We start from the raw sequence: 13683 nt of genomic DNA on the forward strand, positions 1-13683 counted from the left end.
ATTCGGTCTAATCTGCGCTATATTCCGCCATTGACTTTATCGGGGCGAAAATTTGAAAATACGCGCCGCGCAGGCCGGGCCTGCAAATATATTTTGATACTGCGTTTTTTTATTGGGGAAGACATGATTGCCAGTCGGGTTTTACGTGCATTACCACGCTACGCCTTAGTGTGTGGTGCCACACTGTTCAGCGTTAACAGCTTTGCGGACAACACACTCTTTACGGCGCTGGACGATCCCTCCACCGCGAAAAAGAGCTTTGAAGGCAACGTGCAGGCGGGCTACAGCGCCCAGACCGGCAACACCAAAAACTCCGTGCTCAGTGCGGACACCACCATGACCTGGTTCCACCCGGACACCGCCTACAGCCTGTGGGGTTCGGCGCGTAACGCCTCCTCCAATGATGAGCGCTCCTCCGAGAAATACCAGATTGGCGGCCGTACCCGCTATAACCTGTCCGCCGACAACTACCTGTTTGGCCAGGCGAGCTGGCTGAGCGACCGTTACAACGGCTACCGTTCCCGCAGTGTGGCGACCCTGGGTTACGGCCGCCAGATCCTGAACGGCCCGATCCATACGCTGCGTATGGAAGCCGGTCCGGGTGTGCGCCATGACGAATTCCAGCAGGGCGGCAACCAGACCCGTGCACTGGCCTACGGCGCGCTGACTTATGACTACCAGCTCTCTGACAACGCCAAGTTCACCCAGGCCCTGTCAGTGCTGGCGAACGACGAAACCACCTTCAACTCCGAAACGGCGCTGAACGTGGCGATCAACAAATCGTTCGCGCTGAAGCTGGCGTATAACGTCACCTACAACACCGAGCCGCCGGCCAGCGCCCCGGAAAAAACCGACACCACCACCACGGTATCGCTGGTGTATAACCTGTAATGCCCGTCAGGGGATGACCGGACAAACCGCCGCGCAACACCGGCGGTTTTTTTATGGCCGCTCACCGCCATTCAGCAAAATAGCCGCCGCCGGATGGCCCGCAAAAAATAAAAAAACCGGCGTTTGTGCGCCGGTTTTTAATGGCTAACCCGTTGGCCGGGCGGTAAAAATCAATTATCGACCGTCTGGCGGTGGAACAATTCACGGAACACCGGGTAAATATCGGACTGCTCACGGATGTGCTGCATGGCGAAATTATCAAACTTCGCCTGCAATGCCTCATATTCCCGCCATAACGTCTGGTGGGCGCGGCGGGTTATTTCGATATAGCTGTAATAACGCACCATCGGCAATATTTTCTTCGCCAGCAATTCATGGCAGAGCGGGGAGTCATCGGCCCAGTTATCGCCGTCTGACGCCTGCGCCGCATAGATATTCCACTGGGCCGGGTCGTAACGCTCCTGCACCACATCATCCATGAGTTTCAGGGCGCTGGAGACAATGGTGCCGCCGGTTTCCTGTGAGTAGAAGAACTCCTGTTCATCCACCTCTTTGGCCTGGGTATGGTGGCGGATGTAAACCACATCCACGTTTTTATACGTCCGGCTCAGGAACAGATAGAGCAGGATATAAAAGCGTTTTGCCATGTCCTTGGTGGCCTGGTCCATTGAACCGGAGACGTCCATCAGGCAGAACATCACTGCCTGGCTGGAGGGTTCCGGCCGTTTTTCGTAGTTTTTGTAGCGCAGATCGAAGGTGTCGATAAACGGCACCCGCTCGATCTTCTGGCGCAGCTCCGCGATCTCCTTACGCAGCCGCTCCTCCTCCAGCAGCTGTACCGGCTCCTGGTTTTCCAGCTCGCTGAGATCGGATTCCAGCGCCTTCAGTTCACGGCGTTTGCCGGCCGTCATGGCGGTGCGGCGCGCCAGTGAGTTCTGTAACGAACGCACCACGCTGATGTTGGCCGGCACCCCGTTGGAGGTGAAGCCCGCACGGTGGGTTTTGAATTCATTCAGCTGCTTATACTGATTTTTCTTCAGGTTCGGCAGGGCCAGATCCTCAAACAGCAGATCGAGGTACTCATCTTTGGAGATCTGGAAAACGAACTCATCCTGGCCTTCGCCGTCCTGGCTGGCATTGCCCTGGCCGCTGCCGCCGCCACCCCCGCCTCCCTGCGGGCGTTCGATGCGGTCATTCTGTACAAAGTGATCGTTCCCAGGGTGGACGCGGTGGCGGCGGCCACCCCGTCCCTGATGGAACATCGGCTCGTTGATATCATCCGTGGGGATCGAGACGGACTCCCCACTCTCCACGTCGGTTACCGAACGCTTGTTGATGGCTTCGGCAATCGACTGTTTGATTTGCGACTTATAGCGGCGTAAAAAGCGCTGGCGGTTCACCATACTCTTGTTCTTGCCGTTCAGCCGTCGGTCAATAAAGTAGCCCATAGCTCCCCCAAACGACGTTGCCCTGCCTCTTCACGATGAAGCGGCCGCTGCGGTTATGATGACTTCCTGACCCGCAGATACCATTCGCACAGCAGACGCACCTGTTTGCGCGTATACCCTTTCTCCATCATCCGGTCGACAAAGTCATCGTGTTTTTTCTGCTCATCGGTCGAGGTTTTGGCATTGAACGAGATAACCGGCAGTAACTCCTCAGTATTCGAGAACATTTTTTTCTCGATAACCGTGCGCAATTTTTCATAGCTGGTCCAGTTCGGGTTGCGGCCGCTGTTGTTGGCGCGGGCGCGCAGCACAAAATTGACGATCTCATTGCGGAAGTCTTTCGGGTTGCTGATGCCCGCCGGTTTTTCAATTTTCTCCAGTTCGGCATTGAGGGATTCGCGGTCAAACAACTGGCCGGTATCCGGGTCACGGTACTCCTGGTCCTGGATCCAGAAATCAGCATAGGTGACATAGCGGTCAAAGATGTTCTGGCCGTACTCAGAGTAGGACTCCAGGTACGCGGTCTGGATCTCTTTGCCGATGAACTCAGCATATTTCGGGATCAGGTAGCCTTTCAGATGCTCCAGGTATTTCTCGGACTGATCCTGCGGGAACTGCTCGCGTTCGATCTGCTGCTCCAGCACATAGAACAGGTGCACCGGGTTGGCCGCCACTTCCGCATGGTCAAAGTTGAAGACCCGCGAAAGGATCTTAAAGGCGAAACGGGTCGAGAGGCCGTTCATCCCTTCATCCACCCCGGCGTAGTCGCGGTACTCCTGGTACGACTTGGCTTTGGGATCGGTGTCTTTCAGGCTTTCGCCGTCATAGACACGCATTTTGGAGTAGAGGCTGGAGTTTTCCGGCTCTTTCAGGCGCGACAGGATCGAGAAGCGTGCCAGCGTCTCCAGGGTGCCCGGCGCGCACGGCGCGTGGGTCAGCTCACTGTGGTTAAGCAGCTTGTCGTAGATTTTGATCTCTTCCGAGACGCGCAGGCAGTAGGGCACCTTAACGATATAGACGCGGTCGAGGAAGGCTTCGTTGTTCTTGTTGTTGCGGAACTGTACCCACTCCGATTCGTTGGAGTGCGCCAGGATAATGCCGTTGAACGGCAGGGCGGAGATCCCCTCCGTACCGTTGTAGTTCCCTTCCTGGGTGGCGGTCAGCAACGGGTGCAGCACCTTGATCGGCGCCTTGAACATCTCCACGAACTCCATGATGCCCTGGTTGGCACGGCAGAGCGCACCGGAATAGCCATAGGCATCAGGGTCGTTCTGGGCATGGTTTTCCAGTTTGCGGATGTCCACTTTCCCCACCAGCGCGGAAATGTCCTGGTTGTTCTCATCGCCCGGTTCCGTCTTGGCGATGGCGATCTGCTCCAGAATGGACGGCCAGACTTTTACCACCTTGAATTTGGTGATGTCACCGCCAAACTCATGCAGGCGCTTCGCGGCCCACGGCGACATGATGGTGCCGAGGTAGCGGGTCGGAATGTTGTACTCTTTTTCCAGAATATTGGCATCTTCCTGTGGGTTAAACAGACACAGGGGATGGTCGTTGACCGGGCTGCGCTCGCCATTGGCACTGAGCGCATAAATAGGAACCCGTTGCATCAACGCTTTCAGACGCTCAGCCAGTGACGATTTACCGCCACCCACCGGCCCCAATAAGTAGAGGATCTGTTTTTTCTCTTCCAGACCCTGTGCGGCGTGTTTGAGGTAAGAAACGATTTGCTCAATCGCCTCTTCCATTCCGTAGAACTCTTCAAACGCCGGGTATCGCGCAATCACACGGTTGGAGAACAGGCGGGATAAGCGTGACTCAAGCGCGGTGTCTACCATGACTGGTTCACCGATGGCCATGAGCAGGCGTTCCGCCGCGTTGGCATAAGCACTGCGATCTTGCCGGCAAATGGTAAGAAATTCCTGCAGTGTGAACTCTTCGTCCTTGGCAGCTTCATAGCGCTGACGGTAGTGGTCAAATATGTTCATAGCGATGCCCGTCCTGTTGTTTTGGTTGGGAACAAAAATTAAGAGCTTCTCTTTTTTGAGTAAAATAATGAAACTCTTACCTTATTGTTATGGACGGCTATCGGCTAAAGAGCAAGTGGCTTTTCTGGCGATAAAGTAGGCGTGTTGCCGATTAAATCAGCAAAAAATGGTCAATAAAGCTGCAATGCGGCAGGGTTTCAGAGAATAGCTCCGTAATATCATCCTTATTTATGGAAATACGCTGACCAATCGAAAGATTTTTTCCTACGTAAATTTTTCCCCGGACACCAGTTTAGCGGCCTCCATCACACCCGGTTTGCAGTGCTTCCGTTTAGGATTCTTCTTAGGCCCGCGTTCCGCTTATCCGGGCCAAGCCAAGCGGCACAAGGGCTTCAGGCATACCGCGTTCTGCGGATGACCGGTTTACCGGCAGGGTGCAGGCTATAACAGCCGGGTGACAACCTGATGACACCGTTTTTACTGCTTTTTTGCACCGGCCCATCACGTTTTTTTAGTAAAGGGTGCCGTGAAGGGCATCCTCTGTTCGCACACTCATTCAGTTTGGCTTAAAATCCTCAAGGATTTATTGATAACATTAATGGATGAAGTGTGAAAATTACTCGTTTAGCCTTGTTACCCCTGATGACCGGCCTCTTGTGCAGCCAGATGGCGACCGCCGGTACTTTCTCCCTCGGTGCCGGTGCGCTGGTCAGCCCTGATCCTTACCGCAGTGAACAGGACCGCGTAACCCCGGTGCCGGTAATCAACTACGAGGGGGAGAATTTCTTCTTCCGCAGCCTGATGGCCGGTTACTACCTGTGGAAAGATGATACCCACCAGCTCAGTGTCAACGCTTTCTACTCGCCGCTGCATTTCTCCCCGGATGACAGCGACAATGAAGAGATGGAGCGTTTGAACAAGCGCCGCAGCACCGTGATGGCCGGACTCGGCTACACCTACAACGCGCAGTGGGGCAGCATCCGTACCCTGTTCTCCGGCGATGTGCTGGACAACAGCAACGGCCTGGTAGGGGACGTCGCGTACCTCTATCGCCTCAAGCAGGACAACTGGAGCCTGACCCCAGGCGTAGGCGTGACCTGGAACAGCAAAAACCAGAACCGTTACTACTACGGCGTCAGCAATGCGGAAGCCCGCCGCAGCGGGCTGGACAGCTACCACCCGGATGACAGTTTCGCCCCGTATGCTGAACTCTCTGCCAACTATCAGTTCGCGCCGCAGTGGAATGCCTTTGCGATGGCGCGCTATGTGCGCCTGGCAGACGAAGTCAAAAACAGCCCGATGGTGGATAAATCCTGGACCGGCGTGCTCTGGGCAGGGGCCACTTACACCTTCTGATGCAGGACGGCATCCTCAGCAGCACAGCAAACGGGGCGCAGGCCCCGTTTTTTATTGCTACGCTTCACCTTTTACCGGCCGCAGGCGGTGGCCGGGCAACTACGCTGAACATGGAGAAGAGGCTATGGCAGAGCACGTGTTATTCCCGGACGGCACCCGCGTCCCGGCTATCGGGCAGGGCACCTGGTATATGGGCGAAGACCCGGCGCAACGTGCCGCCGAGGTCCGCGCCCTGCAACAGGGGCTGGATGCCGGCATGACGCTGATTGATACTGCGGAAATGTACGCCGACGGCGGGGCAGAGCAGGTGGTGGGCGAGGCCATCGCCGGGCGGCGCAACCAGGTGTTTCTGGTGTCGAAAGTCTACCCGCACCACGCGGGCGGCAAAAAAGCGGTCACTGCCTGTGAAAACAGCCTGAAACGGCTGGGCACGGAGCAGATCGATCTCTACCTGTTGCACTGGCGCGGCGGCTTTGGGCTGGATGAGACCATTGAGGCGATGGAAACCCTGCAACGCAGCGGCAAAATTGCGCGCTGGGGCGTCTCTAATCTCGATACCGCCGACATGGAGGAGTTATGGCAACTGCCGGGCGGCGACCAGTGCCAGACCAATCAGGTGCTTTACCATGCGGCCTCACGCGGGATTGAATATGACCTGCTGCCGTGGTGCCGGGCGCACGCCCTGCCGGTGATGGCGTACTGCCCGCTGGCCCAGGCCGGAAAACTGCGGCATCACCTGCTCGACGACAGCACTGTCGCCCGGCTGGCCGCTGAACATGGCGTCAGCAATGCGGAGATTGCGCTGGCATGGGTGACCCGCAGCGGCGGGGTGATTGCGATTCCCAAAGCGGTGCATCCGCAGCATGTGGCGCAGAATGCGCGCGCATTGACGCTGACGCTCTCGCCGGATGACCTGGCGGCGCTCGATCAGGCGTTTCCGCCGCCGTCGCGCAAACAGCCTTTGGATATCGTGTGACATAAAAAAGGAGCCGGGCGGCTCCTTTTTTCAAACGGGTGTAAGGCTTATCAATAACGCCATTACGCCTGATTCAGGGCGCGTACCCGCAGCGTGGTGGCAAGGCGTGCCGGTGCACCCGGTTTGCTGACCTGCGGCGTGCTGACGCAGCCGGTTTCAACACAAACCATGGTTTTATAGCCGTCATCCGTCATGTCACCCATGCTGGTGGAGAGCGCCACACCGGGGTTCCAGGCGATCACATCGCTGTGGTGATGGTGCTCAACCTCAATCTCACGGTTCAGGGTCGGGTCAACAATGGTGCTGACCGCCTGTGGCTGGGTATAGACGCGGTCAGTACGGCCGGTAAACACCAGCTCGCCCTGATGCTCACCTTTTGCGCCATCCAGCACTTTATCCACGTAGTGGCTGCCCAGCCCGCGCACCGCCACGGTGTCGATGTCACCGATCTGGAAGTAGCTGTGCAGGGCGGCGGTGGTGGTGAAATCACCGGTGGACTCCAGCTCAATATGGCACTCCACGCCCAGCGTGAAGCGCGCCACCAGGGTAAAGGCGTGCGGCCAGAGCGCCTGGGTTTGCGGGTTATCCGTCAGGGTAAAGGTCAGCGTCACGCCTTCGTCATTTTCAGTGTGGCCGCTCAATTCCCACGGAATATTGCGCGCAAAACCATGCGACGGCGTACCCGCCGGGCCGAACCACGGCCAGCAGATCGGCACCCCCCCGCGGATGGCGGTGCCTGGGTCATACGCGGTGTTGCCGCTGAGCCAGATGACCGGCTGTTCCCCGGCAGGCTGCCACGCCAGCAGGTGTGCGCCCTGCAGGGTAATGGCGGCACGGCAGGCCGGGTGATCCACCACAATGACCGGTAACTGGCCAATCTGGCGTTCGCTGAGGGTAGGGGTAATCTGTTGTGTCACGGGAAGGGTAAAAATATTCTCATTCATGATCGTGGCCTTCTTAACAGGAAAATGCCCGGTGTGGAAACTGCACCCAATAAAAAAGGCGACTCAGCGTCGCCTTTTCTTACTCTGCTCTGATGCGCACTTATTTAGAGATGTGGGCAATCAGGTCCAGAACTTTGTTGGAGTAGCCGGTTTCGTTGTCGTACCAGGAAACCAGTTTCACAAAGTTGTCGTTCAGGGCGATACCGGCTTTCGCGTCGAACACGGAAGTCAGTTTTTCGCCGTTGAAGTCAGTGGACACCACTTCGTCTTCGGTGTAACCCAGAACGCCTTTCAGCTCGCCTTCTGCAGCCGCTTTGATCGCGTCACAGATTTGCTGATAGGTCGCTGGTTTTTCCAGACGGGCAGTAAGGTCAACCACAGACACGTTGGTGGTCGGAACGCGGAACGCCATACCGGTCAGTTTGCCGTTCAGCTCAGGGATCACTTTACCTACCGCTTTAGCTGCACCGGTAGAGGATGGGATGATGTTCTGAGATGCGCCGCGGCCGCCGCGCCAGTCTTTGTGGGACGGGCCGTCAACGGTTTTCTGGGTGGCGGTGGTCGCGTGAACGGTGGTCATCAGCGCTTCAACGATACCGAAGTTGTCGTTGATGACTTTCGCCAGCGGTGCCAGGCAGTTGGTGGTGCAGGATGCGTTGGAAACGATGTCCTGACCTTCGTAAGACTTGTGGTTCACGCCCATCACGAACATCGGGGTGTTGTCTTTGGACGGGCCGGTCAGCACGACTTTCTTGGCACCGGCGGTGATGTGTTTACGCGCGGTTTCGTCAGTCAGGAAGATACCGGTCGCTTCAGCCACCACGTCGACGTTGACTTCGTCCCACTTCAGGTTAGCCGGATCTTTTTCAGAGGTACAACGAATGGTTTTGCCGTTCACAACCAGGTGACCGTCTTTTACTTCTACAGTCCCGTTGAAACGACCATGAGTAGAGTCATACTTCAGCATGTAAGCCATGTACTCTGCATCCAACAGGTCGTTGATTGCGACGATCTCAACATCAGAACGTTCCTGAGCAGCACGGAAAACAATGCGGCCGATACGGCCAAAACCGTTGATACCTACTTTGATAGTCATATATTCCACCAGCTATTTGTTAGTGAATAAAAGGTTGGTTGTAAAATTACAAAAACCTTATCAAGCGTCAAGCGGAATCGTGTCAATTGTTGCTATAAGTCAAAGCTGCCAACACCAATTGTACGCTTATTACCCATTCCGTTTTCTGCCGTCTCTCTGGTCACATGGGGGCGGTGAACCCCTGTCTAAACCCCACTTGGGCTATATATGTGATCGCTGTCACACAATAGTCAAGCGCGGCCTTTATGGCATCAAGTTTAGGCCAAAATAATCCGCATGGTTGTTAATTTTTTGTTATAATTAAACGTTATTTATTTTGTAACGTCGCCAACGCGAGACCCATGACCATGACGAAAGAGATTGAACGCGCAGAAAATCCTGTACAACTCAACGAGATACAGCGCTACGTCACCCAGGAGCGCGGCACCGAGGCCCCTTACACCGGTAAATTGCTGCACAATAAACGCGAAGGGATTTACCACTGCCTGTGCTGTAATGCCCCGCTGTTTTACTCCGATTCCAAATATGATTCCGGTTGTGGCTGGCCGAGTTTTTACGAGCCGGTGCGGGATGATTCAATAAAATATATTGATGATTACTCCCACAATATGCACCGGATAGAAATCCGTTGTGCGCAGTGTGATGCCCACCTCGGCCACGTTTTTCCGGACGGCCCGCAACCCACCGGTGAGCGCTATTGTGTCAATTCTGCCTCACTCAGCTTTATTGACGGTGAAAACGGCGAAAAAACCGCAGGTTAATTGATAAATTGCGGTTATAGAATCGATTCAGCAAATTATTCATTGGCGCAGCAAAAAGAGGAATAATCCTGTGGAAATAGATGAGCTGATCGCGGTAATGACCCCGGAAATTTACCAGCGTCTGCAGCAGGCGGTGGAGACCGGCAAATGGCCGGACGGCGTGGCCCTGACCGAGGCACAAAAAGCGCACAGTTTACAGGCAGTCATGCTCTATCAGGCGCGTCACAACCATGACGCCCAGCATATGACCATCAATACCCAGGGCCAGATGGTGATGAAAAGCAAGCAGGAGCTGAAGCAGGAATTCGGCATTACCTCGCCGCTGGTGACCCTGAAGCCGCAGTAATCTGTGGGTTGCTGAAGCAGGCTGACATAAAAAAAGCGCGACCGGAAAGGGCGCGCTTTTTTATTGCGTCCGGCAGTGGCTCAGTGTGCGCCCATTTCAAAGGTCTTCAGGGCGATCAGGTGTGCGCCATGCTGCTGCATCTCTTCAAACGCGGCCAGGCTGTCATCTTCCTGCAAATTCACCCCGCGGCACCCGTCGGTGATCACTGACGTGGTATAGCCCAGCGCCAGCGCATCCAGCACGCTGTATTTCACGCAGTAGTCCGTGGCCAGCCCCATCACCACCAGCGTGGTGATGCCGCGCCCTTTCAGCCAGCTGTCGAGCTCCGTCTCAGTGCGGCGGCCGTTATCAAAGAAGGCGCTGTAGCTGTCAACGTCCGGGTTTTGCCCTTTGCGGAACACCTCATCAATGCCGTCCTGCGCCAGATCCGGGTGGAATGCGGCACCCGGCTGCTCCTGCACACAGTGCACCGGCCACCACACCTGCGGCAGGCCGTTCAGTTCGCCCAGCGTGCCCGGTGCCTGGCCGGAATTCACGGCAAAACTGCGATGGGCGGCGGGGTGCCAGTCCTGGCTCGCGACGACCGGCCAGCCGCGGCGGCGGCACACGGCGATCGCCTGATTGGCCACGGCGATCACCTGATCGCCTTCCTGGACGGCCAGCGCGCCACCGGGGCAGAAGTCATTTTGTAAGTCAATCAGTAACAGGGCGGTACTCATGGGCTCTCCTTGATGATTCAGCACAGCGGAAAGGGGCCGGGGCAGCCTCTGCCCCGGTAACAGGGGTTACGGCATATCGGTGAGTTCACCGCGCAGGTTCTGTTGCATCTGCACGCGGATTTCATCGGCAGAAAGCGACAGGCTCAGCAGGAAGTGCAGCTTGGTCAGCGCCGCCTCCACCGTCATATCAAAGCCGCTGATCACCCCGGCGTGGGCCAGCGCGTTGCCGGTGGCGTAGCCGCCCATATCGACCCGGCCGGAGATGCACTGGGTCAGGTTGACCACCACAATACCGCGCTCAGACGCCTGGCGCAGCGCTTCCAGCAGGGCCGGTTTCTGCGGCGCGTTGCCGACGCCGTAAGAGCGCAGGATCAGCGCTTTCACCGGCTGGCGCAGGAAGTTGCCGACCACCTCGCCGGAAATGCCGGGGTAGAGGGTCAGCACGCCCACCGGTTGCGGCGTGATGCGGTGGACCACCAGCGGGGCGGTCGGCACCGGCAGTGACGGCGTCGGCAAACGGCGGATATGGATGCCCGCTTCCAGCAGCGGCGGCAGGTTCGGCGAGGCGAAGGCGTCAAAGCCGTCAGCATGGGCTTTGGTGCTGCGGTTGCCGCGGTAGAGCTTGTTATTGAAGAACAGGCAGACCTCTTTGACCGGGTAGTTGGCGGCCAGATAGAGCGAGTTCAGCAGGTTGGGCTGGCCGTCAGAGCGCAGCGCTTCCAGCGGGATCTGCGAACCGGTGACAATCACCGGCTTGTCCAGGTTCTCCAGCATAAATGAGAGCGCGGAGGCGGTGAACGCCATGGTGTCGGTGCCGTGCAGGATCACGAAGCCGTCATACTCATCGTAATGGGCGCGGATGTCATCGGCGATATGCTGCCAGTCTTCCGGCGTCATGTCGGAGGAGTCCATCAGCGGCGCATACTCCTGGATGGTGAAATCCGGCATTTCCGGGCGGTGGAACTCCGGCATCGCGGCCAGCAGCCGTTGCAGGTGGCCGGAGACCGGGATATAGCCCTGTTCAGAGCGCTGCATACCAATGGTGCCGCCGGTATAGGCGACGTAAATCGATTTTTTATTCATAGGGCAATCTTTATTACGCTTACGGGAATGAACCCAAGTATAGGGAACCGGGCTGCGAAAAAAAGCCCGGTTGCCCGGGCTTATGCAGCAGGAAAACGCCGCTATTTCACCTCACCGCAGGTCAGGCAGAGCGCATAGCGGTTTTGCGGGTCGTTCAGGGTGCCGAACAGGCCCGGCTGATCTTTCATCGACTCGGCCAGCCGGGTCAGCGGGGCGGGCACCCATGCCTGCAACGCCTGCGGCAACGCCGCCTGCACCGAGGCACTCATCTGGGAGAACAGCAGATCGCTGACGCTGGGGTCTTCCACAAACCAGTTAAGCTGCCAGGCCGGCAGTTTCGCCAGCTCCGCCGCTTTCTTCACCGCGTCATCGAAATCACCCAGCTCGTCCACCAGCCCGTTGTTTTTGGCATCCAGGCCGAGCCAGACATGGCCCTGGGCTATCTGGTCAATCTGCTCCGGGGTTTTGTGGCGTGACTGCGCCACCAGGCCCAGGAAGGTGCGGTAACCGTTCTCAATGTTCAGCTGCATCATCTGCGCGAACTCCGGCGGCAGCGCCTTGGTCACCGCCAGATCGGCCAGCGGGGAGGTCGCCACGCCGTCGGTGTGCACGCCGATGCTGTCCAACGAGTTCTCATAAGTATTCACCACGCCGAAGATGCCGATGGAGCCGGTCAGGGTGCTGGGGCTTGCCACAATGTAGTTGGCCGGGGTGGAGATCCAGTAACCGCCGGAGGCTGCCATGCCGCCCATCGATACCACCACCGGTTTGCCGGCTGCGCGTACGGCGGCCAGCTCCTCGCGGATCACCTCAGAGGCGCTGACGCTGCCGCCGGGGCTGTTCACCCGCAGCACCACGGCTTTGATCTTCGGATCGAGGCGCGCCTGGCGGATCTGCGCTGCCGTGGTGTCACCGCCGACCGAACCCGGCTCTTCCGGGCCGTCAATGATGGCACCGTTGGCGAAGATCACCGCAATCTGCGGGTTCTGGTTGGTGGGTTTGGCGGCCGGTTCGTAGTCATAGATGCTGACGGAGTTGAAATCGTTGTCCTGCTTGTTCCAGCCGAACGCCTTGCTCAGCTCCGCTTCCACCTGCGGGCGTGAGGCCAGTGCATCCACCAGTTTGTTTTTCAGCGCGTATTCGGCGGTGTCACCGTTCACGGCCTGCAACCCCTGCAACACCCCTGGTGCGCCGGGGAACAGCTGTTCCGGCGTCAGGCGGCGGTTGGCGGCCACGGTGCTCAGGTAGTTCTGCCACAGCCCGCCGACCCAGCGGCTGTCCGCCTCGCGCGCGGCAGGGGACATATCATCGCGGATCATCGGTTCCACGGCAGACTTATAGGTGCCGACGCGGAAGATATGGGTAGAGACCTTCAGCTTCTCCAGCAGCGTCTTATAGTAGAGCGTGTTGGTGGCAAAGCCGTGCAGATCCACCGTGCCTTGCGGCGAGAGGAAAATTTTGGTGGCGTAGCTCGCCAGGTAGTACTGGATCTGGTTGTAGCTGTCGCCCACGGCGTAGATCGGCTTCCCGGCGTCACGGAACTCCTGCAACGCTTTGCCGATGTAGTTCAGTGAGGTCTGGTCGGTGCCGGTGAAATCATTCAGCGACAGCACGATGCCGGTGATGTTGGGGTCACTTTTGGCGCGGCGCAGCGTCTCCACCAGGTCAAACAGCGAGTTCTCCTGCAAACGGCTGCTGTTTGAACCGAGCAGTTCGCGCCCCCACTGGCGCAGCTTGTTGTTCACGGACGGCTTGTCCACCACCGTGCCGCTGAGGTCAACCAGCAGCGCGCCTTTGGCGGCGGTCTCTGCCGGTTTCGGCTGGAGCTGGAAGTAGATGCCCACTGCGACCACGATCAGCAGGATCAGGAACAGGTTCAGAATACATTCCCGGATAAAATTGAGCAGGCGCCAGGTCCACCGGAACAAACCGGCGATAATTCGCCACAATGTGCGCATGGGAACTCCAAAAAGGGGAAAAAGTGTTGCTATCCTAATGACCCGCCGGAGAAAAGTCAGCTTTAAATCATCTCTTCCTGTTGCAGGGGTGCAGCGAACCGGTGACCGGTGGCAACA

General features: G+C 57.5%; 12 protein-coding genes. 5 read left to right on the forward strand and 7 right to left on the reverse strand.

Features of this window, described 5'->3' with window-relative positions; genetic code table 11:
• The first annotated feature begins 123 nt into the window (after nt 1-123).
• Nucleotides 124-891, forward strand: a complete 768-nt coding sequence (locus JK232_RS18500) for a DUF481 domain-containing protein (RefSeq protein WP_072930056.1) — start codon at nt 124-126, stop codon at nt 889-891.
• Nucleotides 892-1061: 170 nt separating this feature from the next.
• Here the strand turns inward: JK232_RS18500 and JK232_RS18505 are convergent, their stop codons facing one another.
• Both JK232_RS18505 and yeaG read right to left on the reverse strand, forming a co-directional pair.
• Nucleotides 1062-2339, reverse strand: a complete 1278-nt coding sequence (locus JK232_RS18505; RefSeq protein WP_072929878.1) for a YeaH/YhbH family protein — start codon at nt 2337-2339, stop codon at nt 1062-1064.
• Between the two features lie 53 nt (nt 2340-2392).
• Nucleotides 2393-4327 carry a protein kinase YeaG gene (gene yeaG / locus JK232_RS18510; protein WP_072929876.1) on the reverse strand — a complete coding sequence of 645 codons (1935 nt, stop codon included), beginning with the start codon at nt 4325-4327 and terminating at the stop codon, nt 2393-2395.
• 642 nt (nt 4328-4969) lie between these two features.
• Between yeaG and JK232_RS18515 the strand changes: the two genes are divergently transcribed.
• Nucleotides 4970-5683 carry a MipA/OmpV family protein gene (locus tag JK232_RS18515; RefSeq protein ID WP_072929874.1) on the forward strand — a complete coding sequence of 238 codons (714 nt, stop codon included), beginning with the start codon at nt 4970-4972 and terminating at the stop codon, nt 5681-5683.
• Nucleotides 5684-5807: 124 nt separating this feature from the next.
• Nucleotides 5808-6659, forward strand: a complete 852-nt coding sequence (locus tag JK232_RS18520) for an aldo/keto reductase (RefSeq protein WP_072929872.1) — start codon at nt 5808-5810, stop codon at nt 6657-6659.
• A 62-nt stretch (nt 6660-6721) separates the two neighbouring features.
• Here JK232_RS18520 and JK232_RS18525 read toward each other — a convergent pair whose 3' ends face one another.
• Both JK232_RS18525 and gapA read right to left on the reverse strand, forming a co-directional pair.
• Nucleotides 6722-7603, reverse strand: a complete 882-nt coding sequence (locus tag JK232_RS18525) for a D-hexose-6-phosphate mutarotase (protein WP_101828441.1) — start codon at nt 7601-7603, stop codon at nt 6722-6724.
• Nucleotides 7604-7703: 100 nt separating this feature from the next.
• Nucleotides 7704-8699, reverse strand: a complete 996-nt coding sequence (gene gapA / locus JK232_RS18530) for a glyceraldehyde-3-phosphate dehydrogenase (protein WP_072929868.1) — start codon at nt 8697-8699, stop codon at nt 7704-7706.
• Nucleotides 8700-9046: 347 nt separating this feature from the next.
• Between gapA and msrB the strand changes: the two genes are divergently transcribed.
• Nucleotides 9047-9460 carry a peptide-methionine (R)-S-oxide reductase MsrB gene (gene msrB, locus JK232_RS18535; protein WP_072929865.1) on the forward strand — a complete coding sequence of 138 codons (414 nt, stop codon included), beginning with the start codon at nt 9047-9049 and terminating at the stop codon, nt 9458-9460.
• 70 nt (nt 9461-9530) lie between these two features.
• A complete protein-coding gene (locus JK232_RS18540; protein WP_072929863.1) occupies nt 9531-9806 on the forward strand; it encodes a YeaC family protein in 276 nt (91 codons plus the stop codon).
• A gap of 80 nt (nt 9807-9886) precedes the next feature.
• Here the strand turns inward: JK232_RS18540 and pncA are convergent, their stop codons facing one another.
• The 3 genes from pncA to sppA form a co-directional block, all read right to left on the reverse strand.
• Nucleotides 9887-10525 carry a bifunctional nicotinamidase/pyrazinamidase gene (gene pncA / locus JK232_RS18545; protein ID WP_072929861.1) on the reverse strand — a complete coding sequence of 213 codons (639 nt, stop codon included), beginning with the start codon at nt 10523-10525 and terminating at the stop codon, nt 9887-9889.
• A 66-nt stretch (nt 10526-10591) separates the two neighbouring features.
• On the reverse strand, nt 10592-11608 hold the full coding sequence (gene ansA, locus JK232_RS18550; protein ID WP_072929859.1) for an asparaginase: 1017 nt from the start codon (nt 11606-11608) through the stop codon (nt 10592-10594).
• 101 nt (nt 11609-11709) lie between these two features.
• Nucleotides 11710-13566, reverse strand: coding sequence for a signal peptide peptidase SppA (gene sppA, locus JK232_RS18555; RefSeq protein ID WP_101857688.1), 1857 nt, complete (start codon nt 13564-13566; stop codon nt 11710-11712).
• Nucleotides 13567-13683: the final 117 nt, after the last annotated feature.

The organism is Nissabacter archeti (genome assembly GCF_018257325.1).
GTDB lineage: Bacteria > Pseudomonadota > Gammaproteobacteria > Enterobacterales > Enterobacteriaceae > Chimaeribacter > Chimaeribacter arupi.